We start from the raw sequence: 26,660 nt of genomic DNA, 5'->3' as shown, positions 1-26,660 counted from the left end.
CCGGTACGGCTTGCTGTAATGGCTGACTCCCCCGCCGCCAACCAGCACTCTTCCGCCTCTGTTAATTATCAGGAGCTTACTGGAACCATCCGTTATTTGCATTACGGAGTTGCGATGATCCTTTTCTGTCCATTATATGCGTTCGAGTAATATCAGCTTGGAGCAGTGCCAGGCATGGACAAGTTCCTTAATCCGAATAATTGATTATCATACCATACATGGTCGGTACAGGACGAGGAAGCCGTCGAGCAGGCGCTGCAGGTTTCCTCGTTCATGCAAGAGTGTTCGTCCTTGAGTGGTCTATCCCGATCCGATCTTCGGCACGCCTTGCTTCTTCAACTCGGCTTGCCAAAAAAACTGTGAAAATGCAGTTTTTCCTTATGACGCTTATTCCATTACAGGCATTCCTGCAAAACTGCAGGAATTTCAGCCATGCTAATAGATCGGAATCAAAAATCGGCAAAATTGGTGTACTTTTGCAGGAATTTCATCAAATGGCAGTAAAAATAGCGAAAATTCCTGCGTGTACGCAGGATTTCGCTTTCTCATCTAATTTCCTCCGCGTTACCCTTCTTCTTTCCCGCTTCCCGCATCCGCCGTTGTCCCGTCTGGCCCTTGCCGCATATAATTAGAGCCAGCCTTTTTCATCGGCAATATTCACCGCCTGCTGCCTCGATTCGGTTTCCAGCTTCTGAATCGCCGAGGACAAATAGTTCCGCACGGTACCCTTCGTTAAGAAGAGGGCCTTGCTGATATCGCTTGTTGTCATGCCTGCCTTGGTGAGGCGAAGCATCTCTGCCTCCCTGTCGCTTAACGGATTCTCTTCTTTCATAAAGAGCGCGGCCGCCAAATCGGTGCTGATCACCCGTTCTCCCGCCATGACGCGGCGAATCGACTCAATCAGATATTCAATCGGTTCATCTTTTAACAAGTAGCCGTCACCTGAGCCTCGATCGCTTTTTGTAAATAGCCGGGACGGGCAAACGTAGTAACGATCATGATTTTGCAGGGAAAGCCGGCATTTCTGATTTTCTCAGCCAATGCAAGGCCGTTGATGAGAGGGATTTCAATGTCCAGCACGCACACATCAGGCTGATGCCGCTGTATCGCCTCCCAGGCTTGTTTCCCGTCCGGCACTTCAGCCAGCACTTCAATATCGGGTTCGAATTTCAGCAATGAAGCGAAGGCGCCGCGCAGCATCTGCTGATCTTCGGCACTAGCGTTGCATCGAGCGGTTAGTTCATAATCTAATTTCAATTAACATCAATATATGATATATATTTACATTTGCGATGTCCGCGCTAAGTCTAAAAAAGTCGAGCTGGAAACAGACCCTACGCGTTATCCATTATATGTAAAAATCGTTTTCGTTTGTCATTACGTCACAATCAGTCTCGGTTTCATCGACTTTGTTGCCTTTTTCGGACGTCTCCCATTTCGCTTTGGTCGACCTCTAGATGTTCGAGTCGGCTTGCGGTTGAGTGCAGCGATCAAATTTTCCCATGGTTTTTCCGCATAGATGCGAATCAACTGGAGGAGGTCCCATGTCGACTTTTTACAGTCCAGTGTTAATTTAATCAGCAAACAGAGAGCATACGCGATTAAAGCAATATACATTTGGTTCCAAATCGCTTCGGCCGTATAACCGTGGGGTTTTACCAATCGAATATGCTGCTTGACCCATTTAAAAAACAACTCAATATGCCAGCGATTTCGATAAATCTCGGCAATTTGATGTGCGGATAAGTCAAATCGATTCGTTACAATTCGATAGGTACGCCCTTGGTCATCCTTAAACTCAATCAAACGCAGAACCGCTGGCAGCTCCGGCATCGTCACATCAGCATCAAGGATAAACCCATTCTGCCTTTTGGGGAGGTCTCTTTTTCTGATGATCGTTAACCGGCTCTTTTGCTTGACGCGGCAAACAAATTTAATCTTATCCTCTACCCATTTCTGAAAATGGTCGTATACCTGGTATCCTCGGTCCATCACGTAGGTCGCATCTTTATCCACTGTAAATTCCAACACGACTTCATGATCGGCTACATCTTTGGTTGAAGCGACGATCTTGTCTGGATACATCGTTTTGGAGTCCGCAACGACCAAGGAGGTGTGCATCTTCACGCCATGGCTACTTTTGGAACAATAGGACCATTTCGCGAGAATGGGAGGTAGTGTAATTCCCGATGAATCGATTAGCTTGAGTTTCCCAATACCAGGCGTAATGCCGCGTTTCCCTTTTGTAAGTTGCTTGATTCGATCAATGAGCGAGAAAAAGAGCGTCTGAAGATACTCCATAGGCAGCCGTTTCAGCTTCCGCGATAGTTGAGAAGCGCTTATGCTCTTGAGACCCAGAAGATCTTGAAATTCAGGATTAGCCGCTACATGCTCTGACATGACTTTGTATGAGTCTCGTTGCTGAAGCTGTGCCTCTACAAATAAGAGTGTCGAAGAGCCGACAAACAGCTTTTGGGCCCGGTAATCCAATGACTCGTGTCGAGTAGAATGGACATGTAACCATTTTAGGCATTGACAAATGACGTTATGATTCGGTACGTTATCCATAAGAAATCTCCTTTGTTGAGGCGTTTTATGGATAACGTTAGGGTAACTCAACAATAGGAGATTTCTTTATTTTTGTCCATGAATATAGTTCAATAAGTTACAAATATAGAGACTTATGGGATAGAAATTTTCGTAAAAAGATTGATGCAACGCTAGTGGATCTTCGGCAATGACGACTCGAATCATGTGGCAGGACTCTCCTTTCCGTGCTGACGAAGCGGAAGCTGCATAGAAATAGCCGTTCCCCCGCCAGGCGAGCTGTCCACCGTGAAGGTTCCATGAAGGGCTTGCATCCGCTCCTTCATCGACTGAATTCCATTTCCGGTTGCTGAAGGCAACAGGCCGACTCCGTCATCCGTGATCGATACACAATACAGATTATCCACTGTTTCCAGCCGGATTGTACATTGCTTTGCTTGACTGTGTTTTATAATATTGGTCGCCGCTTCCCGAACAGCGAGCGCAATCATCGTTTCTTCTACGCTTGCTAACAGGGGAGGCATTCCATCTTCCACGATTTCTAGTTCGATCCCTGCGGTATGCAGGAGCTTGCGGGAATGCTCGATTTCATGCGCCAGAGAGATGAACTTCAGATCGGATACCAGTTCTCTCACCTGCTTTAAGGCAATTCTTGATGTATACAGGATATCCTTTAGTTCTTCCTTGGCCTGTAATGGGTTCTTATCTACCCACTTGGAGGCCAGCTCGCATTTCAGTTTGATCATCATTAGAGTTTGCCCTAGCGTATCATGGAGATCCCTCGCAATCCGCTGCCTTTCCTCCTGTTGAATGTACTTTTCAAGCTGTTGATTTGCCGCATCCAGCTTGCTCTGCAGGCGCTTGGCTTTTTCCATTATATAAATGACGATAGGGAAAACCATTTGAACAATAATGATAGGCAGGAATAGAAAATTGTCATCCGTCCTCTTCCAATACACGAGGATAAACATGAGGCCAATGGCTGCAACCCCGATGCCAATATGCCACTTGGACCTCGACCTTCCGATCAGGTCGGCAAATATAAAACCAAAGATTAAGAGATTCGGGTCGATATAAATCCCGATCAGCGCCGTCGTGGCAAGACCGGCCAGAACTGCCGCCAGAAGATACCCATTCCGATGCCACAGTCCGATATAAAAGGAAACAAGAAAGGAAAGCAGAAGAAGGAGACTTCCCAAGAGACCCGGATTCGAACTGGAGCTGAGAACCATGTAAAATAAATACACGATCGCGATCACATCGATAAGCAAATAATTCTTGATTTGTTCTCTCGGGTAAATCTTGAATATCATGGATGACCTCCAGTTCGGTTATCGGGTTATCTGGATTCGAAGATGCCCACTGCGCGTCTGCGGACCGATTCCATCGGCCCTAGCTTAAACACACGAAGCCATGTTGATGCAAACCATAGCTGGAATATGGAAATGCCGATCCAGACCGCTATAATTGCCAGGGAATTCAGCTTTCCGCCTAGAGCAAAGCCCCAACCATAAAAAAGAACGGAAGCGATTATATTTTGCATCACATAACAGCTTAAAGACATTTTCCCGGCATGTTCAAGCAGGCGCCACAGCCAGTTCCACTTCGTATATTGTATCATTTTTCCAATGAGTGCTATATACCCAAGTGACAGTAAGGGGGCAAATAAATAGCGCACAGGCAGATCCAAGGCGCCTCCAGGGATAAAAATCAACAGGTTCAGCGGCATACCGGGAAAGATCCCCAGTTTCAAAAGTTTTTTACGCTGTCTTTCGCCGTTCTCATCCTGGGCAAAGACCCCTGAGCGCATAAGACGAACGCCAAGCAAAAACAAAAAGACATTCATCGGAATAACGAAAATGGCTTCCAAGCGAAGCGGGAGGAAATAAGCCAGCCGATATTGGATTTGCTGAAGCCAAGAACCGTCTTGATAGAGAGCGACTATCTGATCGAAGCTGCCCAGCGGCATCTTGGGAGCCGTCAAGGAAAGAAGCAGGATGGCCAAGATGATGACCGCATGGACGCTGCCAATCCCTTTCATCACAATCGAGATGAGGCGGTCACCGCCTCGCACGATGAAGGCTGCAATCATGCCGGTGATGCCGAAGCTCATTAGGATGTCAAACTCCATGACCAGGGTGAAATGAAGCAGACCTTCCATGAACAGGATGATGAGGACCCACATATAAACTCCTGGCCAGGCTTTTCCTGTGCGCCTCGCTTGCTGATACTTTAATTCCATTCCTACGCCGAACATAATCGTCAATAAGCCAAGCAGCTTCCCGTTCACGAGGAATAACACGATCATCCTGAGCAGATCATCGGGCTTCCACCAGCCGGTATAATTGTACGTCATAATATAAGATAAATCCCCTAAGTGCGCGAAAATCCAGATGTTCGTCCCAAGTGTTCCCAGGATGGCGAACCCTCGCAGAATATCAAGCAGGCGAATTCGCCCTTTGCGCTGCTCCACATTACTCCCCCTTTTCTCATATTCATTCGTGTGGCTTTATTGTAGTTCTGAACAGGGTGACAAAACATTCACAACTGTAAAGAGATTTTTATGACAGGTGTCATTTCTGCGCGAATGAGGGGGTTAATTTCACTGGATTCATTGCATCCTATTTCACAATCAAAGGTGGAGGAATATATTAACATATGCTAATATAGGTATAAATAGGGCTTGCTGAACATATTGCCTTTTAGGCCACAGAGGCTGACGGCACAGATTCAGCAACAGTCTGAAAATCGGCAAAAAGAGAACGCGCAGCTTGCGTTCGAGATTCATAACAAGCAGTTGCAGAGCAATGACCGTTTCGCTTGTCTCTCGAAGGCGTGCTCGAATACGCCCCAGTCCGTAGGAGCGTTTGCCTTCTCCGAATTTTCCTTCGATCGCGTTACGCGTTGAAGCATCCTGTCTGGCCTGGTTCCGTTCTGGTTCCGCTTCTTTCTTCGGACGTCCTAAGTTTGGACCACTCAGACGGATGCCGTGCTCCTTACAATAGCGAAGGTTCTCCCGGTTTCGGTAGATTTGGTCGGCTAGAATGGCTTCCGGATAACACCCATATCGCTGGACGAACGACTCCACGGAAGCTTTCAGTGTCATGCTTTCGTTGAAGTTATCCCAGGACAGCTTCTCCATCCGAGCGTAACCATCCACCAGACTGATCGCCAGCTTTGCTCCAAACTCGACGGGAGCATTCACTTTCCCGCGGACAATCGGCCGTACATGCGGTTGGGAAAGACTGACGATTCGATCTTCCACCGAGTGTGTCCGTTTGTCGTACATCTCTTGCTGTTGACGATACAGCTCGGAAATGACGAGCAATTGCCGATACTGCTGCGAACCCAGTTGATTCAAGCTGCTTTTCGCTGCCAGCATTTCGATGATGCCAAGATTACGCGAAACATAACGAAGCTGTTTGCCAACCGCTTTCCGGATGGCTTTGGCACCCGTTCGCCGTTTCTTGGCGATCTCGAGGTAGCGTTTGCGGGCGGTTTGACGATACGTTCTCGGTTTCTTGGCCTTCCCGACGAAAGGCTCGTGCAGAACATCGATGATCGCTTCGAGTTTTTCCCGCGCCTCGTTCAATAATTTCAAATCGGTCGGATACGAGATGTCGGCCGGTGCGCAGGTCGCGTCGAGCATCAAGGTGCCTTTGTTGCATGGTTTCTCTTTGCTTTTGCCGTCTTCATTAACGGATGTTCCATCAGAGCCATGGCCGCTGCCTGGAGGATCTTGAGGATCGCTCTTGTTTTGTTCCTGCTTCTTTCGCTCTGCGTCCTCTTCCAAAATCCAATCGTTGATTCGTTCAATGACATCCGCACCCAATCGCTTGCGGAAATGGGTCAACAGCGAGTGATGGAACGGAGGCTTATCTTGGAACGCCGGCAGCCCAAGGAAGTACTGGTAGTACGGATTTTCGGTGATCTGCTGGACCGTCTCTCGATCATCGAGCTGCATACGTTCCTGAATGTACAGCGCTCCCAAAGCCATACGAACAGACAAGGGGATCTGGCCGCGCATTGATTTCTTGAACGACTTCGCGTAGAATTCTTCTGCCCGCCACCACGGGATGATAGCGGCCAGTTGAACCCAACGGTTCTCCTTATTTAATTTACCGCCAAACGGCAAGTAGAAATCTTCGAACAACTGAAGCTGGCTTTCGGTTCTACGATACATGTTGGTTCACTCCACGTGCACGATTTTTTGCAAGAAATTCGCATTTTCCTTGCATTTTATTTCGAGTTAGAGTCCAGAAATCCTTGTAAAACCTTAGAAAAATGATTGTTCAGCAAGCCCTAAATATATAGTGGGAGGTTCTTTCATTTGATTGGTCGCAGCGGAAATCCGACGCTCAACGAAAATACGTTTGAGAATAGCGGACATTACAATGGACAAGAGACGATGACGATCGGCGGGACGGTGAACAAATCGTTCATGACGCTGGCGCTGCTCGTGGCGGCGGCCGTGATCTCTTGGACTATGTTCTTCAATGGGTACGAAATGTTGCCTTATATGGTAGGCGGAGCGATTGGCGGCTTGATTCTGGCGCTGATCATCAGCTTCAAGCCTTCGACGGCGCCGTATTTGACGCCTGTCTATGCCATTGCGGAAGGGTTGTTCCTTGGCGCTTTGTCAGCCAATTATGAATCATTGTACTACGGAATTACCCTGCAGGCGGCTTTGCTGACGATGTGCGTGTTCATGGGCATGCTGCTTGCCTACAAGACGGGCATGATCAAGGCGTCGGCAGGCTTCAAGCGCGGCGTATTCGCCGCTACGGCCGGAATCGCGATTGTCTATCTGCTCAGCTTTGTGCTTCGGATGTTTGGCGTGTCGGTGCCTTATTTGCATGATAGCACCCCGATCGGCATCGGGATCTCGGTCGTCATCATCATAATCGCGGCCCTGAACTTCGTGCTGGACTTCAACTTCATCGAAGAGGGAGCGCACCAGGGCGCGCCGAAATATATGGAGTGGTATGGGGCATTCGGATTGCTCGTGACCCTCGTATGGCTGTACGTGGAGATTGTCCGTCTCCTGGCCAAGCTGGCCAACCGGGATTAATCGAATAGTTAGCGAATTGCGGAGTGTCTTTGTTGAGGCACTCCGTTTTTTTGTGCACATAGCGGGGATGGAGCGGCCGGCCTCGGGCTTTGGCGTACCAAGATACGGGCAGATGGTTCCCGGAGGGGCTTTGGAGCAAGGGTTACCATAAAGATTGCCATGAAGACATTTGCCGCGGGCATGCAGAATAGGATATACGGAATCGCTTTTCCATGGAATATGGCATGAAGGGAGAGGTTCTTTTGGTGAAATATGGACTGCCCGCACTTATCGTCGTCATGGGTATCCTTTATATTTTCGTGATTCCAGACGAGCCGCAAGCCGTCAAGATTCTGTTCAAATTAATTCCGATGTGGCTGATTATCGCTTACGGCTATCTTCACATGCCCTCCAATCGACAGAGCTGCCATTGGATGACAGGGATCGGGCTGTTTTTCTGCATGCTGGGCGACGGACTGTTGGTCTGGTTTACGGTTGGCCTGTTTGCGTTCCTCATCGGACATTTGTTCTATGTCACTGCCTTTATAAGCAGATGGCGCTTCTCCGCCATTCGCTTCTTCATGCTCATTCCCATCCTAGCCTATGCCTCGTTCATGAGCTGGCATCTGATCCAAGCGCTGCTTCGCGCCGATAATTACGTCTTGGCTGCATCCGTGCTGCTCTATATTATCGTCATTTCCTTCATGGCTTGGTCCGCGATCATGACCGGGAACAAGCTGGCGATGGCCGGCAGCTTGCTGTTTGCGGTATCGGACTCCATTTTGGCGTGGGATAGATTTGTATCCGATGTCGTCTTCGCAGGACCGTTGATTATGATAACGTATTACACGGCCCAGTTCCTGATTGCCTCCAGCCTCAGAACGATCGGGCAGGACGAGCGCACCGCAGCCATCTATACAGCCGGCCGTGCTTGAACTAGGGGCCTGCAGCAGCACGATGTTACGATTGTTAATACAAAGAAGAGGTGACGAGGTCAAGATGCTTCAGCTCATGCTCCATGCCGAACAGTTCCACACCTTCAGCCTGGCAGCGGAGAGTAAGTCAAACCACCATAACCAATTGGCATAAAGAAGGCCGGTTTGAAGGAATTACGTATCATCCTGGTAAGTAGCTTCGTGTTCCGGAAGATACACGATTTCGGCTTGCTTCTGGCGGGGAGATTGCCCGGTTTGATCCTTTTCATACGCACAAAAAAGAGGATCAGTTCGATGAACACGGTAATCACCGTGAATCTAACAATGTAGCAAAAGATCTTTTTACTATGTTTTTATGTCATTAAGCAAGCGCTTTATGTCCGCAGCACTTTACGTTAGGGCGGATTATCCCGCTCTTTTTTATTTTCCTTGCTTAATCGCCGGGTCTAGTCAAGTTGCCATTATGAGAAATCTATGCCAGTATATAAACATATTCATAACGATTGGAGCTAATGTAATTATGTCTAATTTGCCGAACTGCCCGCAATGCAATTCTGAATATACCTATGAGGATGGACATCTGTTGATATGTCCGGAATGTGCGCATGAGTGGACGCCAGGGGCAGAAGCGCAAGCTGACGAGGATGGACGAGTCATCCGAGATGCCAATGGAAATGTCCTTAACGATGGGGATTCCGTAACCGTGGTTAAAGACTTGAAAGTCAAAGGAAGCTCATCCGTTGTGAAAATCGGAACAAAAGTCAAAAATATACGCTTGGTCGATGGGGACCATGACATCGAATGCAAAATCGATGGCTTTGGAGCGATGAAATTAAAATCTGAATTTGTGAAAAAGATCTAGGGCGTGTACGCAAACTATCGAAATAGCCAAATATCTGGTAAACTTATCCTATGAGAAGACGATATGAGATACGAGATGACCAATGGGAACGACTCAAAGACCTCTTGCCACCGGAACGGAAACCACAGGGTGGACGTCCGGCAATCGATAACCGAAAAATGTTCAATGCCATGCTTTGGGTGATTCGTTCTGGTGCGCCTTGGCGAGACTTGCCAGAGCATTATGGCTCCTGGAGCAGTGTCTACAGTCGTTTCCGCCGCTGGGAGAAAGCAGGCATCTTTGATCGAATGCTAGAGGTTCTGGCTGCCAATCCCGATGACGAAAGTGTTATGCTCGATGCTTCCATCGTTCGTGTTCACCAACACGGCGCGGGGGCAAAAGGGGGCAGCAATTCCAAGCCATCGGACGATCACGCGGAGGCTTAACCAGCAAGATTCATGCCGTTGTAGACGGCCTTGGCAATCCGCTACGCTTCGAAGTAACCGCAGGCAACATCAATGATTGTGTAACGGGTTATGAGATCCTGCAAACCCAAGACATACAAGGTAAACATGTTTTGGCGGATCGCGGATACGATACCGATAAAATCATTGCGCTTTTGGAAGAGAAACTGGCCCATTCCGTCATTCCCAGTAAGAAGAATCGCACGATCCAACGTACAACCGACTGGTGGTTGTATAAAGAGCGTCATCTGGTCGAATGCCTGTTCAACAAACTCAAACATAATCGTCGGCTGGCAACTCGGTACGATAAATTGGCCTGTACTTTTGTTGCCTTCTTAAAGCTGGCCTCTTCCATGATCTGGTTGGCTTAAGGTTTGCATACACGCCCTAGAAGGAGCACCGTTTCTCCGTCAATTTGCCGTCGTGTTGAAGGAGCGAACCGCAGTTGCGGCGGTCCTATGACTTGGCTCAAGCGCGCGCCCGATTTCACGGATGACTGGCTGAACGGCTTCGTGAAGGAGTTTCGCGAGCCTGGCCTGATCTCCTAGACGATAGGCGGCCGATATATTTTATTCGATGGCATGCTGATAATAACTCCAGGCCCTGCTGTCCTTTTGTATGGAATCTATCTTCCATACGAGCAATCTCCTGCTGGAACGGGAGCGATATTGAATAAAGCCGTCAACCGCTCCTCTGAGTAACATGTCCATGCGGGCAGCATATAGATTAATATGAGCCTGATAAGGTGTAGCGGCAATCAATTGCTGCATTTTATGATAGGAGAGAGCGTAAGCATCATCCTCATTCCCTGTCGGGCATTCATCAAATAAATAAAAATGCGGTTGAACAAAGTTGCCTTGCAAATAAGGCAGCTTATTTTTTTCGGGGCATAAAACGACATTAAAATAATGCATTCCCTTTCACCCTTCTTCGTCATCATGGGTTCGTATGCACAGACATTACTGATCCCTAATATTAGTGTATATATGAACAGATATCAAACAAATCACTTCTTTATTACTCTGTTTTCAGGTATGATGCTTCTCTAACCTGAAAGAGAGGTGGTAAACCGTTGTTGTTGAAGTTGATTGGTGAGAGATTACGATATTTGAGAAAGCGAAATAACCTTACGCAAGAAGAATTAGCGGAAAAAGCAGGTCTCAATTCATCTTATATAGGCTCTGTTGAGCGGGGAGATCGCAATATTTCCATAGAAACGCTGGAGAAGCTGATCCATGGTCTCAATGTAACGCCTACGGAAATGTTTCAATTGCACGAGATTGATGTGTTATCTGCCAATTTGGAAGATGCGCAATTGCTCGAAATCGTAAATTCATTACTTTATAACCGAACTTTGGAAGAAAAGAAACTGATCTATCGCATTATTAAAGATGTTTTGGAAACGTTGGATTCGAAAGCGCAGTGAATGCTTTCACTAGATCATAGCTTACGCAATCCTTCCTTCTTACCTGAGGCTCATATGAATGCCCGCATTGTTCACTGTTGTCAGGAAGACGGTTTGTTTTTTCAACCCTGACCACGACAACCTTGACAAAGCGCGCCCCATCGCGTATGTTGTTAGTATCAATTAGATAATATCAAAAAGTTAAGAACAGGTGATGAACAATGGAGCTGCGGGATCGCAATGGGCTGACGGAACGGGAGTTCCTGGAGCAATACCGCGCAGGAGATTATGAGCGTCCGTCGGTCGCTACGGACATGGTCATCTTCACGGTGACGGATACCGCGGAGGATAATTACCGCAAGCTGCCGGAGAAGGAGCTGCGCATCCTGCTGATTCAGCGCGGCGGGCATCCTTATCTGGGGCAGTGGGCGCTGCCGGGCGGGTTCGTCCGCCCCGTGGAGACGACAGAGCAGGCGGCGCAGCGGGAGCTGCGGGAGGAGACGGGCGTGGACAACGTCTACCTGGAGCAGTTGTATACGTTCAGCGAGCCCGGCCGCGACCCGCGGACGTGGGTGATGAGCTGCTCGTATATGGCGCTCATCGACAGCAGCCAGGTGCAGGTCGAGGCGGGGGACGACGCTGATAACGCCGCCTGGTTCCAGGTCTCTTACCGGCTGCTTCGGGAGTCGAAGGAGCTGCTGGAGGATGGATACATCAAGACGCGGCAGTACGTGCTGAGGCTGGTGAACGGAGACGGCGCATTGACCGCCGTCGTGGAACGGAAGATCACGTCGACGGATACGGCCTATGCCACCGATTATGCTATCGTCTCCAATGAGGGGCTGGCCTTCGACCACGCGAAGATTATCGCCTGCGCCATCGAGCGGCTGCGGGGCAAGGTCGAGTATACGGACATAGCGCTGCATCTGATGCCGAAGCTGTTCACGTTGACGGAATTGCAGCAAGTATACGAGGTCATTCTCGACCGCGAGCTTCTGAAGGCCGCATTCCGGCGGAAGGTGGCCCATCTCGTCGAGGAGACGGATCACTATACGGAGAAGGCCGGTCACCGCCCGTCGCGGCTGTACCGGAGAAACTGGGAGAGGATATGATGATTTACAACATAGAGGCGCTGCGGAAGGCGCATAATGCCGGCCAGAAATTCAAATAGGGGGCCGAGCTGGTGCGGAACGGTACGCCGCCTTCCGCGGGGAAGCCGGCGGAGCAAACGGTGATCAACGAGGCGACGGTACAGGCGATTCTTGATTTCGCCCGGGCCGGCACCGAACGGGTCGGCGTGCTCAACTTCGCCAGCGCCAAAAATCCGGGCGGCGGCTTCCTGAACGGGGCGATGGCGCAGGAGGAGAGCCTCGCGGCATCAAGCGGCCTGTACGCCACGCAGCTGCGCCATGAAGGCTATTATCGGGCCAACCGCGCCTGCAAATCGATGATGTATACCGACCATGCCATCTACTCGCCGGATGTGGTGTTTTTCCGCGACAAGCGGTTCGAGCTGCTGGAGCAGCCGGTCACCGCCTCCGTGTTGACGCTGCCGGCCGTTAATTACGGGCAGGTGCTGCTGAAGGGCGAGGAGCCGGAACAGGCGCAGCGGGTCATGCGAGACCGCATGCGGCTCGCGCTGGCGATCTTCGCCGGCCGGGGGGACCGCAATCTTATATTGGGCGCCTACGGGTGCGGCGTGTTCCGCAATGATCCGGAGCTGGTCGCCGGCTGGTGGCAGGAATTGCTCGTGAAGGAAGGCTACGGCAGGTTTTTCGATCGAATTGTATACGCCGTGCTGGACCGCTCCAAGGACGGTAAATGCATTCGTGCATTTGACAGCCGCTTCGGAAGTCAAGTAGGCTAGCAATATATCCATTCCGGGGAGGTCATGGAGCTTGAAATATTTCAGCATATTTGCTTCCAAGAACGATATCGATGATATCGGGGGCAAGATAGCGGACGTGTTCGCGACAGGCCACAAGATCGAACAAGCGGGCAATGACTATATCATCCAATCCAACTCGCTGTTCAAAAAGCACAAGCTGACGATTCGGGTGTTGACCGAGGAGACCAATCCCGATTATTTCGAAGCCACTATACCCGGGATGATGGGCTTTTATGATCGCATTTCTTTTGCCGATGAGAAACGGAAGGAGCTGGTCCTTACGCAGATCTCCGTCTTCAATACGCTGCTTGCGATCCAAGCGGAGAAGGAGCTGAACGAAGGCCAGCTTCAATTATGCACGGTGCTGATGTCCGCCATTGATGGCATCGGGTTCCTGCAGGACGGGACGCTGCTCGACAGCGACGGACAAGTGATTGTCTACCCCGACGGAACATCGGGACCGGCCGACTACGCTCCCCGGGCCTGCACCAACAAAGTGATAGGGCAGGAGATGACTTCCGAGGAAGGCGAGCGAAGAAAGCGCGCGTCCATCGCCTATATCCAGGGGCGCGGCATTCCGGTTCTGGAGACCTTGCCCCAGCTCCCGCCGGCGGCGGCGTGTGGGTGGAAATCGCAAAAAGACATCGCGAGAAGAGCGGTCGCTCTATTAATCGTGATCCAGTATGCTTGCGATGTCACTCAAGGCGGAGATCTGGAAGAATCGAAGGAATTCGTGATGCGCATGCTGCATAAATTCGATGTGGAGGACCAACTGACCGAGAAGGAGCGCAAGCTGCTGCAGGAGGCCGAACCGGTGGAGCAAGAGGCGGTTAATATTGTGTGGCAGTACGAAGCGTACTGGCCGCTTATCTGGGCGCTCGGCCTGGTGGATTCGCTCGACTTCCCCGATCAGATTTGCGACTGCGAGTATGCGATTGAGGCGGTGTCCCGATGCGATTCGTTCGAGGCATTCTATGGGAAGACCGCCCTGCGCAGCCGGGAGGAAATCATGAATGAGGCCGACAAAATCTACCGGCTGCATTGGGCATGCGTCGATAGCCGGATCCATGGAAAGGAAGCCCCGGCCGGCATGAGCGAAAGCATCGTGATGGAAAGACGCAGAGGATTGTTCTGGATGGTCGGCTGCGACGAGGAAGATTGGGATCATATCCCGATGGATACATAGTCCGTGGAATCCTATCATGAGGATGGGAACTGCCGCATAGAGTTACAACAAGAGGCACCGGCGCTAAGTCAGGTGCTTTTTTGCTGCGGATCGCATACCGGAATCCCTTTTTTTGATAAAATATACGGGGATACGGGCTTGCGCGCGTACATCGGAATAGCTGCCATGATCACAACAAGCGTTATGGGAAAGGATCGGATTATGAAAAAACGTTGCATCGACATTTTTGTCATTATGGCGGGGGCGTTGATTTTTGCGCTGGCCATCAATTTGTTCGTCATTCCGAACGAGCTCGGCGAAGGCGGGGTGACGGGGATCACGATCATTCTGTACTACCTGTTCCAGTGGTCTCCGGGGCTCGTCAGCTTCATTCTGAACTCCATTCTGTTAATCGTCGGGTATAAATTTCTCGACAAAAATACGACTGTCTATACGATCATCGCCGTCGTTTTTAACTCGTTGTTCCTGCATTTGACCCAGGATTGGCGCATTGAATCGAATGAGCTGATCATTAATACGATATTCGGGGGAGTCTTTACGGGCGTAGGGATCGGCTTGATTATCCGAGTCGGCGGCACGACCGCGGGAACGACCATTTTAGCCCGCATCATGAACAAGTATTTGGACTGGAACGTGAGCTATGCGCTGTTGTTCTTCGATCTGATCGTCGCCTTTTCCTCTTACTTCATTATTGGCGCGGAGAGTCTCATGTTCACGATTGTGATGCTCTATATCGGAACGAAGGTGATGGATTTCATCATTGAAGGCGTCAATCCGAAGAAGGCCGTGACCATCGTGTCCAAGGAGCATGACAAGATCGCGGAGCAAGTCAATGTCGTCATGGATCGGGGGGTTACCGTCTTATACGGGCATGGGCATTATACGAAAATGCCGAAGGAGATTCTGTATATCGTCATCAGCAAGCAGGAAGTGAGCACGCTCAAAAAGATCGTAAAGGCGATTGATAAAGACGCCTTCATTACGATTCATGATGTGCGCGACGTGTTCGGGGAAGGGTTCGTCGATATCTCGAAATAACCGTTCGGCACGAAAATATCCCCATTCTCCGCCCACTGAGGGGGAGGATGGGGATGGCAGCGGCCCGCTTGAGGGCCGGCCCCAACGAACCGGATTAGAAGTTCCGTATTTGGTGCGGCTCATCGGGACGGCTGGCGATAATTCGCGTCAGACATGGCAGCTTGTCCAGCTCGGACACGTCGGAGAGGCTTCGCAGCAGCTTGTCATCGGCGACATTCGTTGAACGGCGAACCGGCTGGCTGCCCACTTCAATCATCGTGTCGTCCTGTGCTGCTTCTTTGAAGCGTTTCCGCTGCTCCTCGGCGATTTCCATCCATTTCAGGTGCCGGTACACACTGACGCCGACATTCCAGCCCCCGGCATAGCTGTTGGGCTTCTCCGTTACCTTCGGCGGCACATTGCCTGCCAAGAGATAATGCTTGGGGACAATGGCATCGAGGTAGCTGTGATCGATCCGGTGATTCCAGAAGAAATAATCGCAATACAGCGGCTTCATACTCGGTCATCGCCCTCCCGACAACAATCCGCGCCCCGGATTGTCAAGTTATTCCTCATGATAATATGCGGAGCATCGATCCGCATGGGCCGGGAGATACCGATTTATCACGGCAAAAAATGATTTTTATCATATATTTAGGACAATTTGTGATGACATCTTGCAAGCTATCGCATATATTAGGTAATACCTAATAAATTTAAGCCACCAGCTAAATTTCCGGAAACAGGAGGATCATTCATATGCTCGTATGGATGCTTCGCAAGGTGATGGCGGAGAGGGGAATATGGTCGGGAGCGGCATTGTCCCGCTTGCTGCGCGAGAGAGCGAATTTTATTTTGTCCGCGCCATCGATAAGCGCATTGATGAACGGGCAACCGCGGCAAATGAAGGCCGAGACGCTGGACGCCTTGTGCACGGCGCTGGATTGCACGCCCAATGATTTGTGGGTGCATACGCCACCAATGAATAAGAAAGGAGTGAAATGATGGCAGAACGTGCGATATTGCCTTTTGGGGACCCTATATTGCGCAAGGTTGCCAAGCCGGTGGATGAAGTGACGCCGCGAATCATCAAGCTGCTGGATGATATGGTGGAGACGCTGTATGCCAGCGACGGACGCGCCGGCCTCGCCGCGCCGCAGGTCGGGGTGCTGCGGAGAGTGATCGTGATGGATTGCGGCGAAGGATTGATCGAGCTGATCAATCCCGAGATTGTGGAGCTAAGCGGGGAGCAGGATGGAGTGGAAGCCTGTTTGTCTTTTCCCGGCTATTACGGGCATGTGAAGAGGGCAAATGCGGTCACCGTGACGAGTCTGGACCGGGAAGGGAAGCCCTTCACGTTGAAGGAGGAAGGATATCTTGCGCGCTGCATTCAGCATGAAATCGATCATTTGAATGGCGTGCTGTTCGTGGATCATGTGAAGGACAGATGGCTGTATCACGAGAAGACGAAGCAAAAAATAGCGCTGCTGGATGTGATTCGGTTAACGAATCAAGGGGTATAGAATACCAATTAATAGATTTTATTTACATATAATTCTCGTGAATGTATAATAAGTAAAAATATTTTCATCCGATAATCCCTAGGATTCTACCACCCGAACAGCTCGATTTGAGGAGCCCATGTTTTACGTTTCCAGTAGCTGCAGCGGTTGATGACATATGACGAATACAAGGAAGGTGGATAGAATTTTGGAGTTTATCTACGATATTATTGCTTTTAACAATACGTTTTGGTCTTATGTACTGATTGTAATTTTGATAGCGGCAGGCTTGTACTTCACGTTCAGAACGAAGTTCGTCCAATTTAGAATGGTGGGCGAGATGGTCCGCTTATTGGGAGAGGGCGCAAGCAGATCCAAAAACGGCCAAGGCGGAGTATCCTCGTTTGGCGCTTTTTGCATCAGCACGGCTTCCCGGGTAGGCACGGGGAACCTGGCGGGGGTAGCGCTCGCGATTGCCACGGGCGGACCGGGAGCCGTCTTCTGGATGTGGCTTATCGCCCTGATTGGGTCAGCCACTGCTTTCATTGAATCGACGCTGGCGCAGATTTATAAGGTGAAGGACAAGCGCGGCTTCCGCGGCGGACCGGCTTACTATATGGAGAAAGGGCTGAACAAACGCTGGATGGGCGTGCTGTTCGCCGTACTTATCACCATTTGCTACGGGCTTGTGTTCAACTCCGTGCAAGCGAATACGCTCTCCCTGGCCTTGGAGAGCGCCTACGGCATGGATCGCTTCTGGGTGGGCGTCGTTGTGGCGGCCCTCACCGCATTTGTCATTTTTGGCGGCGTGCAGCGCATCGTGAAGGCTTCCGAATACTTGGTGCCCGTCATGGCGGGCGGCTATGTGCTCCTTGCCCTCTACATTGTAGTGACCAATCTGTCGGAGCTTCCTGCGGTGATTGGACTCATTGTCCGGAATGCGCTTGGCTTCGAGCAGGTGGCCGGCGGCGGATTGGGCGCCGCGATTATGTTGGGGATTAAGCGGGGCTTGTTCTCCAATGAAGCGGGTATGGGAAGCGCTCCGAATGCCGCGGCCGCGGCCGACGTCACCCATCCGGCGAAGCAGGGCCTGGTGCAGGCTTTGGGCGTGTTTGTGGATACGCTGCTGGTGTGCAGCGCGACCGCTTTTATCGTGCTGTTCTCCAGCGCATACGGCGCCGAAGATCTGACGGGAATCGAGCTTGTTCAGGCCGCGTTGGCCAATCATATCGGCGGTTGGGCAGTCAGCTTCATCGCGATTGCCGTGTTCCTTCTCGCTTTCAGCTCGGTCGTGGGCAACTATTACTACGGGGAGACGAATATCGAGTTTATCAAAAGCAGTAAAACATGGCTGTTCCTGTATCGTCTTGCCGTGGTGGGCATGGTGCTGTTCGGGTCCGTTGCGAAGGTCGCGATCGTGTGGGATTTGGCCGACCTGTTCATGGCGTTCATGGCGATTACGAACCTGATTGCCATTGTGATGCTGGGCCGAATCGCGTTCGACGCGCTGAAGGATTACCGGGAGCAGAAGCGCCAGGGCCGCAACCCGGTCTTCCATCTCTCGCATTTCCCATCGCTTCGCAATGTCGAATGCTGGGGAGAACCAACCGAGCCTGAGATCAAATAAGGTTCATATTTCGACTTCAAGAAGCGGGGCCGTGGATGCGGCTCCGTTTTTTGCTGCCCGTAATCCCCGGCTCCTTGTGGTAGCTTCCATCGTATGGATTGTATTCCAATAAGTTGAAGGGTATTGTATAGTAAAAAAATACGTTATCATCGGAAGGAGGCATCTCATGCTTGCAAAATGGCTGAACGAATCGGCGTCGACGGTCGTATTTTCGGGAGCGGGCATGTCGACCGAGAGCGGACTGCAGGATTTCCGGTCTGCGGACAGAGGGATGTGGAACGATCGGGACCCGGCGGCATTAGCCAGCCTGGACGCGATGGAGGAGAACCATGACGAATTCGCCCGGTTCTACCGGTGGCGAATCGGGGAGATGCGGAAGCATGGGCCGAACCCCGGGCATCGGATATTGGCCGATTGGGAGCGAAGAGGCGTGATCCACGGCGTCATCACGCAGAACGTGGAAAATTATCACGAGCAGGCCGGGACGTCGGCCATCGCGAAGCTGCACGGCGACCTGGGCACCCTCCGGTGCATGACTTGCCAGACGCAGTATCCCTGCACCGATTATGTGGAGCCGAAGCGGCTGACCCGCTGCGTAAAGAATGGCTGCGGCGGGCGGGTGCGCCCGAATATCGTGCTGTTCGGGGAATGGCTGCCGGAGCGGGAGCTCGCCCGGGCCGATGCGATGCTGGACGGCGTGGAGCTGCTTCTCGTCCTCGGCTCCTCGCTGCAGGTCAGTCCGGCCAATCAATTCCCGCGGCTCGCCAAGGAGCGCGGCGCCCGGCTCGTCATTGTGAACCGGGAGCCGACCCCTGCGGATGGAGCAGCCAATCTGATCATCCGCGATTCGATTGGCGAGGTGCTGCGCTGGACGGACATACAGTTGGCCCGGCTGCTGCACGAATAATCTCGCCCTCCAATGTCACAAATCCCTTGAGCATCCGGACGGACTCAAGGGATTTGTGGCATAAGCATTTATTTCTTCAGCAGCAAATAGATGAAGTACGGCGCGCCGATGAAGGCGACCATAATGCCTGCGGCGATGCCGTCGGGATCCGTCAGTTGGCGGCCGATCGTGTCGGCAACCAGCAGCAGCCAGCCGCCCATCAGAATGGCGACGGGGAGGAAGAGCTGATGCCGCGGGCCGACCATCGCTTTGGCGATATGCGGCGCCATCAGACCGATGAAGGCGATGCCCCCGGTGACGGAGACGGCGGACGCGGCCAGCGCGACCGCGGCGAACAGGAGGACGAGCCGCTCCTTGTTCAGCGGCATCCCGAGCCCGATGGCGACAGGCTCGCTAAGGGCGAGCACATTCAGGCGGTTGGCCTTATACAGCGTGAACGGAATCAGGACGATCAGCCAGGGGAGAAGCGCCCCGATGAACGGCCAGTCCGTTCCCCAGATGTTTCCCGCGAGCCATTTGGCGATAAAGTCGACCTTGGCGCGCTCCGCCGAGGAGATCAGGACGATCATGACCCCGGACAGCGCCATGGAGAAGCCGACGCCGGTCAGCACGAGCCGAATCGGCTGCAAGCCTAGCTGTCTCTTGTATGAGAACAGATAGATGCAGCAGGCGGTAAGCAGCGCGCCCGCGAAGGCGACCAGCGGGAGCATGTATACGAACGATCCGGCATTCACCGGAAAGAACAAAAAGAACGCCGCCACACCGACGCCGGCTCCCGAGTTGATGCCGACGATGCCGGGATCGGCCAGATCATTGCGCGTGATGCCTTGCAGTATCGCCCCGGACAGCGCCAGACCCATCCCGGCCAGCAGCGTGATGAGAATGCGCGGCAGACGAACGGAAAATAAGACAAACTCCTCCTTGAAGCTGCCCTGCCCGAGAATCGTCGGGATCAATCTGTCGTAGGACAGCGAGGCATAGCCCATCCCCATGCCGATCACGATCGTGATGACGATAAGAGCCAGCAGGCTCGAGACGATAAGGCGCTGTCTAAGGCGCAGAGCGGGTTCGATCATGAGAATGCCTTCCCTCCCTTATGCACGATGAGTAGGAAGAACGGCAGGCCGATGATGGCGACAATCGCCGCGACCGGCGTCTCATACGGCGCATGGATGGTTCGTCCCAACGTGTCGGCCAGCAGCATGAAGGATGCGCCTAGAATGGCCGACATCGGCAGCACATAGCGGTAATCGGTCCCGACGATGGCGCGGACGATATGAGGAATCATCAGGCCGATGAAGGTCAGATTGCCGACCAGAGCGACGGAGGCCCCGGCGAGCAGTACGATGACGGCGAACAGAAGCGCCTTGATGCGGTTCGTCTTCTGTCCGAGTCCGACCGCCACCTCCTCATTCAGGCTGAGAATGGTAAGCTGTCTCGCCAATAGCAGCGCAATGACAAGGCCGAGGACAATGAACGGCCCCACCGCTTGCAGCTGTACCCAGGACATGCCGTTCAAGCCGCCGGCGGTCCACATCGACACATCCTTCGATATTTTAAAATAAAGAGCCACGCCTTCGGCGATCGCGTACAGCAGCGCAGAGACGGCCGCTCCGGCCAGCACCATCCGCAGAGGGGAGAAGCCGCCCCGGCGCAGGGCGCCGATCCCGAACACCAGGCCGGCTCCTGCCGCCGCTCCGAGGAAGCAAGCCCCTACCATTGTCAAGTATCCGGCTCCCGGGAGGAGCGCGATGGCGATGGCCAGGGCGGCATTGGCGCCGGCCGTCAGCCCGAGCAGGCCGGGATCGGCCAGCGGATTCCTCGTCATGCCCTGCATGATGGCGCCGGCCACGGCCAGGGCCGCGCCGACGGCGATCGCGGCGATCTCCCGCGGCAGCCGGATCTCCTGGATCAGCGCAATATGCTCATTCGCGGCGCGGGACGTCAAGGCCAGCCAGACATCCTGAAGTGTCGTGTCGGCTGCGCCGAACCGCATCGCGACGAGGAACATTGCGGCGAAGAACAGCAATCCGGCCAGCCATTTGTGCGTAAAGGGGAGGGAGCGTTTCGTTTCCTTCATCATCGTTTCTCATCTTTTCTGTAGTAGATTCATGGCAAGAGATCACGGAGCAGAGCCCTCTTCTCCGCATTATTGTCCAAGGAAGCTCTTGCGGAAGAAGTCCAATTGGAAATCAAGCGTCAACGGGTCGTTGAAGTAGAATTCCTTCGCATTGACCTCGAACAGCCGGTTGTTCTTCACCGCAGGAATATTTTTATACGTGTCCGTGTTCTGGAACGAATTGTCGGCATCGCTGTTCTTGCTCAGAATGACATAGTCGCCCGCAAATTCGGGCAGCACTTCCAGCGATACGGCATAATAACCGTCCTTGAGCGCCATTTCCTTGACCTTGTCCGGCATATTCAGATGCATCGCCTGGTACAGGATCTCGGTGCCGCGCCCCCAGTTATCGCCGAAGACGTAGATCTGCTTGTCGAACTTCTCCAGGACAGAGACCGTAGCATCCTTGCCGATCTTCGCCTGAATCTCTTCGCCCGCCTGCTGCGTCCGCTTCTTGAAATCGTCCACCCAGTCCTGGGCTTCCTTCTCCTTGTTCAGCAGCTTGCCGATCTCGATATGCTGAGTCAAATAATCCACTTTGCCATAGGTAAAGGTGACGGTAGGGGCAATTTGCTTCAGCTTATCGACATTTTTGATCGTGGACAGGCCGATGATGAGATCGGGCTGCAGCTCGATGATTTTCTCCAGAGTTTCATCGGATACTTCCTGGACGTCCTTCAGCTTCGCTTCGAAGCGCGGATTCATCTTCGACCAGGAGTCCACGCCGACGAGATTGACGTCCAGGGCCATCAGATTGCCCGCGAAGGAGGACAGAACGACGACGCGCTCCGGATGAGCCGGCACCTCGACGGGTCCGTTCTCCGATTGATACGTGATCGTGCCTGAGCCGCTTGTCTCCGGTTGAGCGTCCGTAGGGGCGGGGCTGCCGCTCTTATTTGAGCCGTTGCTGCAGGCCGTTGCGAGCAGCAGGCAGAGCAGAATAAACGGGATAATTGCTTTTTTCATCGTAATGTTCTCCTTCTTCTACACGGTGGCCAGGTTATAGGTGACGCACATCGGCTTGTCTGTTCGCGGATCGCGGCCGATCTCGGCATCGATATGGAACACTTGCTTCAGCACGTCGTGGTGCATAACCTCTTCGCAGTCTCCAGCCTTGATGATGCGGCCGTCCTTCATCGCTATCATATAGTCGGCGAAGCGGGCCGCCTGGTTCAAGTCATGAAGCACCATGACGATGGTGCGCTCTTGCTCGCGGTTCAATTTTTGCAGCAGCTCCAGGACCTCCAGCTGGTGCGCCATATCGAGATACGTAGTCGGTTCATCAAGGAAAATGATATCGGTCTCCTGCGCCAGGGCCATCGCAATCCAGACGCGTTGGCGCTGGCCGCCGGAGAGCGCGTCGACCGTGCGGTGCTTGAACTCCTTCGTGCCGGTGACCTCCAGCGCCCAGTCGATGACGTCGAGATCCTTTTTGGTCAGGCGCCCGAACCCTTTCTGATACGGGAAGCGGCCATAGGAGACCAGCTCTCCGACCGTCAGTCCGCTCGCGCTCTCCGGGGATTGGGGAAGTATCGCCATCTTCTTCGCCAGCAGCTTCGTATTCTCGCTTGCGATATTTTTGCCGTCCAGAATGACGGAGCCCGATTGATGGGAAATGATGCGGGTGATCGCTTTCAGCAAGGTCGATTTCCCGCAGCCATTCGAGCCGATAATCGTGGTGATTTTTTTGTCGGGAATCGTGACGCTCAGATCCTTGACGATGAGACGTTCACCATAGCCAATATTTAAGGCTTCGGTATATAGGCGAGCCATGATGCAACCTCCATAGAGTAAAATAGAATAATTATTGATAATGATTATCAGTATCGAATATGATCTTACTATAGTTTGCCTCCTTTTCAACTGTCAATAGTTTTTCGCTTGTATAGGGTAGGCAAGATATATATACTAATTGATAATGATAATCAATTACAATTAGAATACGATGCGGGAGTGATCGGATTGACGCAGCACGAATGCTTTGATGTGACGATAATTGGCGGAGGCCCGGCAGGGCTGTTCTCGGCTTTCTATAGCGGCTTGCGGGAGATGAAGACGAAGCTGATCGAGTATCAGCCCCGTCTGGGCGGCAAGGTCCATGTCTACCCGGAGAAAATGATCTGGGATGTCGGCGGGGTAACGCCGGTTCCCGGGGCGCAATTAATTGAGCAGATGGTGAAGCAGGGCTTAACCTTCGATCCGGAAGTGGTGCTGAATGAGAAAATCGTGTCCATTTCCAAAAATGAAGACGGCCTCTTCGTGCTTGATGCGGCTTCCGGCAGGAAGCATTATTCCAAGACGGTCATCGCCGCGATCGGCGGCGGGATCCTCACTCCGCAGAAGCTGGAGATCGAAGGCGCCGAACGGTTCGAGGTATCGAATCTGAACTATACGGTCAAGTCGCTCCGGCATTTCAAGGATAAGACGGTCATCATCTCGGGCGGCGGGAACGCGGCGATCGATTGGGCCAATGAATTGGAGCCTATCGCGAAGAAGGTGTACTTGACCTACCGCAAGGAAGAGCTGTCGGGCCATGAAGCGCAGGTGACCCAACTGAAGAACAGCTCCGTCGAATGCTACTTCAATATGACGATTACGAAGCTGATTGCGAGCGCCAATCATGAAGTGATTGAGCGCGTGGAGCTGACCAACCATGCGGCCGGAGAGACGACAAGCCTGGCTATCGATGAGGTGATCATCAACCATGGCTATGAGCGGGACAGCTCCCTGCTCGGCAACAGCGAACTGAAGATTGAGATGGTGGACGATTTCTATGTCAAAGGCAATGCGAACAGCGAGTCCTCCATTCCCGGCCTGTATGCGGCAGGCGATATATTGCACCATGAAGGGAAGCTGCATCTGATCGCGGGCGCCTTCCAGGATGCGGCCAACGCGGTGAACAAGGCGAAGCAGTTCATTCAGCCGGATGCGAACAGCTATGGGATGGTCTCTTCGCACAACGACTTGTTCAAGCAGCGCAATCGCGAGCTCGTGAAGCAGATGATCAATAACTAGACCCATACGGGAATGTGAAAAAGGGGGGTGTCCCAAAAGTAGTATTTCACTATAGTGAGACAGCCCCCCTTGATTCTCAAAGCTCGACTCGCCGAAAACTGCAAAATTACACTTTTCCTTTATGACGTGTACTCCGTTACAGGGAATCCTGCAAAACGGCATCAATTTCTGACTATCCAATCGATAAAAGACAAAAATCGATGAACATCATGTACTTTTGCAGGAATTTCATCAAATCGCGGCTTAAAGAGCAGAAATTGATGCATGCACGCAGCATTTCACTGCTTCATCCATCTTCGACCGGTTTGCGCGCCGCCGTTTTTCCCGCATCCGCACTCTCTGTTCACTCGTCATCTCCATCATTTTGCAGTGCCTGTGAGACATTCCCTTTCTGTCATCGCACTCTCTGCAGGCCGCGCTCTCCCGATGCCAATTAAGCGGTAATATAGAACGTGAACTCCTGACCGTTCCGCACAGGCTCCTGCGCCATCGTGTAGCCGTGCTTGACGACTTCCTCCGGCACGTTCCGGAAGGCGGCAGGACAGTCGGCGATGACTTGCAGCAGTTGGCCTTTCTTCATCCCTTGCAGCGTCTCCAACGTGTAAATCACCGGATACGGGCATGGTTCTCCTCGCAGATCCAACGTGAAATCGACAGTCATAAGTCATGCTCCTTTCTTGTAATTGAATCCGACGCCGAAGCGGTAGTTTTTCTGCCAATACACGGCGATAAGGAAGCCGATGCCCAGCAGAAGCAGCGTCGCGATAAGCGCGCCGGCTGGCCCCATGACGTCAATTAGATTGATTGGCGAACCGCTCTTCACGAGCAAGTTGTATACGCCGAGATGATCCCATGCATAGGCCAGTCCGGTCGCCCCGATAATGTTGCCGATGAATACCGGAAGGAAGACGACCTGTCCTTCCATGAGGCGGTACATCATGCCGGTCTCGCAGCCGCCGGCCATGACGATGCCGAGGCCGAACAGGACACCGCCGATGAAGGTGCTCGGCGCCGCAATCTTCGTGATCGGCTCCATGCCGTACACGAGAATGATGATGAGGGTCGCCGCGGAGCTGACGGCCATCCCGGCCGTGATCGCCTTCGTCATCGTCGCGCGGCCGCTAATCCAGAGATCGCGGAAGGCGGACGTGAAGCAGATCTGCCCTCTCTCAATCAGAATGCCGAAGGCGGCGCCGAATATGGCGGCCACGCCCAGCATCGTGCGGCCGGAGAGGAAGAAATAGACGATCAATCCCGCATACAGCAGCGCAAGCAGACCGCCGACATACGGCTGAATCTTGCGGGCCTTCGCGGGACGCGCCGCCGCTCCGCCGCGCTGCAGGGCAGGCTTGCCCTTCCACCAGGCGGTGTTGACGACCTTCGTGCCAAGATACGTCCCCGCTCCCGTCGCCACGATAAAGATCCAGGAATGGAGCGAGAATTGGGGAACGCCGGTGAAGAAGGCGGCCAGGTTGCAGCCGAGCGCCAGCCGCGCCCCCGCCCCTGCGATGATGCCGCCGATCAGCCCTTGAACGAAGCGGCGCTTCTGCCGCGGAGCGCGAATTTTGAAATTGTTGCTGAACAAAATCATCATCAGCGCGCCGATGAACATGCCCCATACAATCCAGCCGTCCGTCCGGCTCCATGTCGTACCGTCCATATGAATCAGATTAAAGTAAGCCCAATCGGAAATATCGACGCCGAACATCTCCAAGATGTGGCCGCCCAGACGGGTGAATTCGCCGGTGACCGCCCATACGGTTCCGGTGATCCCGAAGTACGCCGCGCTGAGGATGCCGGCAATGCCCATGGCGGCATAAGGGCTCCAATACTGGTTGAACACTTTGTCTAGCTTGGATTTCATCTGTACTACCCCTTCAAACTTATAAAATCTCTGATCTACGGTCTATGAAATAGATTAATCATGATAACAATCTTTATTGTACTACCATTGTCAATCCATGGGGGGCCTTCAACCGGAGTGAATGCATGTAACCGATCCCAATGATTCAATAGCCATGGTAAAATAATCGTAATCTCCCGGGAGCCCGCACACGACGGCAACGGGAAGGGGCGGAGCGGCAGGTGCGGCAGGGGAGAGAAATAGACTCGCTCAAGGCTGCCGTCGGCAAGTCTGGAAGTCGATCTACCAGGACT

At 52.5% G+C, this 26,660-nt stretch carries 27 protein-coding genes and 1 pseudogene; 15 read left to right on the top strand and 13 right to left on the bottom strand.

Annotated features, from left to right (window positions below):
* Positions 1-380: 380 nt before the first annotated feature.
* Positions 381-632 carry a hypothetical protein gene (locus OCY70_RS34345; RefSeq protein ID WP_213431320.1) on the top strand — a complete coding sequence of 84 codons (252 nt, stop codon included), beginning with the start codon at positions 381-383 and terminating at the stop codon, positions 630-632.
* Here OCY70_RS34345 and OCY70_RS34340 read toward each other — a convergent pair.
* From OCY70_RS34340 to OCY70_RS34320, 5 genes and pseudogenes are all read right to left on the bottom strand, one after another.
* Positions 629-1,200: pseudogene (locus OCY70_RS34340) on the bottom strand (response regulator transcription factor). The gene OCY70_RS34345 and the pseudogene OCY70_RS34340 sit on opposite strands and share 4 nt — an antisense overlap.
* Before the next feature lie 177 nt (positions 1,201-1,377).
* Positions 1,378-2,568 carry an IS4 family transposase gene (locus OCY70_RS34335; RefSeq protein WP_261944552.1) on the bottom strand — a complete coding sequence of 397 codons (1,191 nt, stop codon included), beginning with the start codon at positions 2,566-2,568 and terminating at the stop codon, positions 1,378-1,380.
* A gap of 182 nt (positions 2,569-2,750) precedes the next feature.
* Positions 2,751-3,860 (bottom strand): sensor histidine kinase, encoded by a 1,110-nt coding sequence (locus OCY70_RS34330; protein WP_213431449.1) that lies wholly within the window; start codon positions 3,858-3,860, stop codon positions 2,751-2,753.
* 26 nt (positions 3,861-3,886) lie between these two features.
* On the bottom strand, positions 3,887-5,020 hold the full coding sequence (locus OCY70_RS34325) for a DUF418 domain-containing protein (RefSeq protein ID WP_213431448.1): 1,134 nt from the start codon (positions 5,018-5,020) through the stop codon (positions 3,887-3,889).
* A gap of 159 nt (positions 5,021-5,179) precedes the next feature.
* Positions 5,180-6,730 (bottom strand): IS5 family transposase, encoded by a 1,551-nt coding sequence (locus OCY70_RS34320; RefSeq protein WP_390905347.1) that lies wholly within the window; start codon positions 6,728-6,730, stop codon positions 5,180-5,182.
* A gap of 147 nt (positions 6,731-6,877) precedes the next feature.
* Here OCY70_RS34320 and OCY70_RS34315 point away from each other — a divergent pair, with 147 nt between their 5' ends.
* The 4 genes from OCY70_RS34315 (at position 6,878) to OCY70_RS34300 (ending at position 10,208) form a co-directional block, all read left to right on the top strand.
* Positions 6,878-7,618, top strand: a complete 741-nt coding sequence (locus OCY70_RS34315) for a Bax inhibitor-1/YccA family protein (protein WP_213431445.1) — start codon at positions 6,878-6,880, stop codon at positions 7,616-7,618.
* A gap of 245 nt (positions 7,619-7,863) precedes the next feature.
* Positions 7,864-8,532: a lysoplasmalogenase gene (locus OCY70_RS34310; RefSeq protein ID WP_306433994.1), complete on the top strand. Its 669-nt coding sequence runs from the start codon at positions 7,864-7,866 to the stop codon at positions 8,530-8,532.
* Positions 8,533-9,052: 520 nt separating this feature from the next.
* Positions 9,053-9,394, top strand: coding sequence for a zinc ribbon domain-containing protein YjdM (locus tag OCY70_RS34305; protein ID WP_213431447.1), 342 nt, complete (start codon positions 9,053-9,055; stop codon positions 9,392-9,394).
* A 50-nt stretch (positions 9,395-9,444) separates the two neighbouring features.
* A protein-coding gene (locus OCY70_RS34300) for an IS5 family transposase (RefSeq protein ID WP_249725711.1) occupies positions 9,445-10,208 on the top strand; the annotation gives its coding sequence in 2 pieces (ribosomal slippage) (positions 9,445-9,781 and positions 9,781-10,208; 765 coding nt in all).
* A gap of 198 nt (positions 10,209-10,406) precedes the next feature.
* On the opposite strand, the gene OCY70_RS34295 is transcribed toward OCY70_RS34300, so the two are convergent.
* A complete protein-coding gene (locus tag OCY70_RS34295) occupies positions 10,407-10,751 on the bottom strand; it encodes a hypothetical protein (RefSeq protein WP_213429621.1) in 345 nt (114 codons plus the stop codon).
* A gap of 161 nt (positions 10,752-10,912) precedes the next feature.
* On the opposite strand from OCY70_RS34295, the gene OCY70_RS34290 reads away from it, so the two are divergent.
* From OCY70_RS34290 to OCY70_RS34270, 5 genes are all read left to right on the top strand, one after another.
* On the top strand, positions 10,913-11,263 hold the full coding sequence (locus OCY70_RS34290) for a helix-turn-helix domain-containing protein (protein ID WP_213429620.1): 351 nt from the start codon (positions 10,913-10,915) through the stop codon (positions 11,261-11,263).
* Between the two features lie 200 nt (positions 11,264-11,463).
* The gene (locus OCY70_RS34285) at positions 11,464-12,354 is read left to right on the top strand and encodes an NUDIX hydrolase (protein WP_213429619.1); all 891 of its coding nucleotides are present in this window, start codon (positions 11,464-11,466) and stop codon (positions 12,352-12,354) included.
* Positions 12,355-12,425: 71 nt separating this feature from the next.
* Positions 12,426-13,109, top strand: coding sequence for a TIGR02452 family protein (locus tag OCY70_RS34280; protein ID WP_249725404.1), 684 nt, complete (start codon positions 12,426-12,428; stop codon positions 13,107-13,109).
* A 31-nt stretch (positions 13,110-13,140) separates the two neighbouring features.
* The gene (locus OCY70_RS34275; RefSeq protein ID WP_213429618.1) at positions 13,141-14,316 is read left to right on the top strand and encodes a DUF4272 domain-containing protein; all 1,176 of its coding nucleotides are present in this window, start codon (positions 13,141-13,143) and stop codon (positions 14,314-14,316) included.
* A gap of 201 nt (positions 14,317-14,517) precedes the next feature.
* Complete coding sequence (locus OCY70_RS34270) at positions 14,518-15,354, top strand: YitT family protein (protein ID WP_213429617.1); 837 nt, start codon at positions 14,518-14,520, stop codon at positions 15,352-15,354.
* 94 nt (positions 15,355-15,448) lie between these two features.
* On the opposite strand, the gene OCY70_RS34265 is transcribed toward OCY70_RS34270, so the two are convergent.
* On the bottom strand, positions 15,449-15,850 hold the full coding sequence (locus OCY70_RS34265) for a hypothetical protein (protein WP_213429616.1): 402 nt from the start codon (positions 15,848-15,850) through the stop codon (positions 15,449-15,451).
* A gap of 242 nt (positions 15,851-16,092) precedes the next feature.
* On the opposite strand from OCY70_RS34265, the gene OCY70_RS34260 reads away from it, so the two are divergent.
* From OCY70_RS34260 to OCY70_RS34245, 4 genes are all read left to right on the top strand, one after another.
* The gene (locus OCY70_RS34260; protein WP_213429615.1) at positions 16,093-16,338 is read left to right on the top strand and encodes a helix-turn-helix domain-containing protein; all 246 of its coding nucleotides are present in this window, start codon (positions 16,093-16,095) and stop codon (positions 16,336-16,338) included.
* Positions 16,338-16,856: a peptide deformylase gene (gene def, locus OCY70_RS34255; RefSeq protein ID WP_213429614.1), complete on the top strand. Its 519-nt coding sequence runs from the start codon at positions 16,338-16,340 to the stop codon at positions 16,854-16,856. Before OCY70_RS34260 ends, def begins: the two co-directional genes overlap by 1 nt.
* Before the next feature lie 187 nt (positions 16,857-17,043).
* Entirely contained in the window at positions 17,044-18,462 is a 1,419-nt protein-coding gene (locus tag OCY70_RS34250) for an alanine/glycine:cation symporter family protein (RefSeq protein WP_213429613.1), read from the top strand.
* A 166-nt stretch (positions 18,463-18,628) separates the two neighbouring features.
* A complete protein-coding gene (locus tag OCY70_RS34245) occupies positions 18,629-19,369 on the top strand; it encodes an NAD-dependent deacylase (RefSeq protein WP_213429612.1) in 741 nt (246 codons plus the stop codon).
* Between the two features lie 68 nt (positions 19,370-19,437).
* On the opposite strand, the gene OCY70_RS34240 is transcribed toward OCY70_RS34245, so the two are convergent.
* The 4 genes from OCY70_RS34240 to OCY70_RS34225 all read right to left on the bottom strand — a co-directional run bounded on the left by OCY70_RS34240 (position 19,438) and on the right by OCY70_RS34225 (position 23,261).
* Positions 19,438-20,445, bottom strand: coding sequence for a FecCD family ABC transporter permease (locus tag OCY70_RS34240; protein ID WP_213429611.1), 1,008 nt, complete (start codon positions 20,443-20,445; stop codon positions 19,438-19,440).
* Positions 20,442-21,452 (bottom strand): FecCD family ABC transporter permease, encoded by a 1,011-nt coding sequence (locus OCY70_RS34235; protein WP_213429610.1) that lies wholly within the window; start codon positions 21,450-21,452, stop codon positions 20,442-20,444. Before OCY70_RS34235 ends, OCY70_RS34240 begins: the two co-directional genes overlap by 4 nt.
* A gap of 66 nt (positions 21,453-21,518) precedes the next feature.
* The gene (locus OCY70_RS34230; RefSeq protein ID WP_213429609.1) at positions 21,519-22,454 is read right to left on the bottom strand and encodes an iron-hydroxamate ABC transporter substrate-binding protein; all 936 of its coding nucleotides are present in this window, start codon (positions 22,452-22,454) and stop codon (positions 21,519-21,521) included.
* A gap of 18 nt (positions 22,455-22,472) precedes the next feature.
* Complete coding sequence (locus tag OCY70_RS34225) at positions 22,473-23,261, bottom strand: ABC transporter ATP-binding protein (protein ID WP_213429608.1); 789 nt, start codon at positions 23,259-23,261, stop codon at positions 22,473-22,475.
* A gap of 189 nt (positions 23,262-23,450) precedes the next feature.
* Here OCY70_RS34225 and OCY70_RS34220 point away from each other — a divergent pair, with 189 nt between their 5' ends.
* Positions 23,451-24,503 carry an NAD(P)/FAD-dependent oxidoreductase gene (locus OCY70_RS34220; protein ID WP_213429607.1) on the top strand — a complete coding sequence of 351 codons (1,053 nt, stop codon included), beginning with the start codon at positions 23,451-23,453 and terminating at the stop codon, positions 24,501-24,503.
* Between the two features lie 433 nt (positions 24,504-24,936).
* Here the strand turns inward: OCY70_RS34220 and yedF are convergent, their stop codons facing one another.
* Together yedF and yedE are read right to left on the bottom strand one after the other, a co-directional pair.
* A complete protein-coding gene (gene yedF / locus OCY70_RS34215; protein WP_087440365.1) occupies positions 24,937-25,164 on the bottom strand; it encodes a sulfurtransferase-like selenium metabolism protein YedF in 228 nt (75 codons plus the stop codon).
* A gap of 3 nt (positions 25,165-25,167) precedes the next feature.
* A complete protein-coding gene (yedE, locus tag OCY70_RS34210; RefSeq protein ID WP_213429606.1) occupies positions 25,168-26,367 on the bottom strand; it encodes a selenium metabolism membrane protein YedE/FdhT in 1,200 nt (399 codons plus the stop codon).
* Positions 26,368-26,660 lie beyond the last annotated feature (293 nt).

Origin of the sequence: Paenibacillus melissococcoides (assembly GCA_944800085.1) — a bacterium.
Lineage (GTDB): Bacteria > Bacillota > Bacilli > Paenibacillales > Paenibacillaceae > Paenibacillus_B > Paenibacillus_B melissococcoides.
This window is presented reverse-complemented; position numbering and strand designations above follow the sequence as displayed.

What these genes read in the sequence shown, in the direction of transcription:
- OCY70_RS34345 (WP_213431320.1), top strand. Translation starts at nt 381, where the DNA reads ATGACGCTTATTCCATTACAGGCATTCCTGCAAAACTGCAGGAATTTC.
- OCY70_RS34335 (WP_261944552.1), bottom strand. Translation starts at nt 2,568, where the DNA reads ATGGATAACGTACCGAATCATAACGTCATTTGTCAATGCCTAAAATGG.
- OCY70_RS34330 (WP_213431449.1), bottom strand. Translation starts at nt 3,860, where the DNA reads ATGATATTCAAGATTTACCCGAGAGAACAAATCAAGAATTATTTGCTT.
- OCY70_RS34320 (WP_390905347.1), bottom strand. Translation starts at nt 6,730, where the DNA reads ATGTATCGTAGAACCGAAAGCCAGCTTCAGTTGTTCGAAGATTTCTAC.
- OCY70_RS34305 (WP_213431447.1), top strand. Translation starts at nt 9,053, where the DNA reads ATGTCTAATTTGCCGAACTGCCCGCAATGCAATTCTGAATATACCTAT.
- OCY70_RS34295 (WP_213429621.1), bottom strand. Translation starts at nt 10,751, where the DNA reads ATGCATTATTTTAATGTCGTTTTATGCCCCGAAAAAAATAAGCTGCCT.
- OCY70_RS34285 (WP_213429619.1), top strand. Translation starts at nt 11,464, where the DNA reads ATGGAGCTGCGGGATCGCAATGGGCTGACGGAACGGGAGTTCCTGGAG.
- OCY70_RS34270 (WP_213429617.1), top strand. Translation starts at nt 14,518, where the DNA reads ATGAAAAAACGTTGCATCGACATTTTTGTCATTATGGCGGGGGCGTTG.
- OCY70_RS34265 (WP_213429616.1), bottom strand. Translation starts at nt 15,850, where the DNA reads ATGAAGCCGCTGTATTGCGATTATTTCTTCTGGAATCACCGGATCGAT.
- OCY70_RS34260 (WP_213429615.1), top strand. Translation starts at nt 16,093, where the DNA reads ATGCTCGTATGGATGCTTCGCAAGGTGATGGCGGAGAGGGGAATATGG.
- def (WP_213429614.1), top strand. Translation starts at nt 16,338, where the DNA reads ATGGCAGAACGTGCGATATTGCCTTTTGGGGACCCTATATTGCGCAAG.
- OCY70_RS34245 (WP_213429612.1), top strand. Translation starts at nt 18,629, where the DNA reads ATGCTTGCAAAATGGCTGAACGAATCGGCGTCGACGGTCGTATTTTCG.
- OCY70_RS34240 (WP_213429611.1), bottom strand. Translation starts at nt 20,445, where the DNA reads ATGATCGAACCCGCTCTGCGCCTTAGACAGCGCCTTATCGTCTCGAGC.
- OCY70_RS34235 (WP_213429610.1), bottom strand. Translation starts at nt 21,452, where the DNA reads ATGATGAAGGAAACGAAACGCTCCCTCCCCTTTACGCACAAATGGCTG.
- OCY70_RS34230 (WP_213429609.1), bottom strand. Translation starts at nt 22,454, where the DNA reads ATGAAAAAAGCAATTATCCCGTTTATTCTGCTCTGCCTGCTGCTCGCA.
- OCY70_RS34225 (WP_213429608.1), bottom strand. Translation starts at nt 23,261, where the DNA reads ATGGCTCGCCTATATACCGAAGCCTTAAATATTGGCTATGGTGAACGT.
- yedF (WP_087440365.1), bottom strand. Translation starts at nt 25,164, where the DNA reads ATGACTGTCGATTTCACGTTGGATCTGCGAGGAGAACCATGCCCGTAT.
- yedE (WP_213429606.1), bottom strand. Translation starts at nt 26,367, where the DNA reads ATGAAATCCAAGCTAGACAAAGTGTTCAACCAGTATTGGAGCCCTTAT.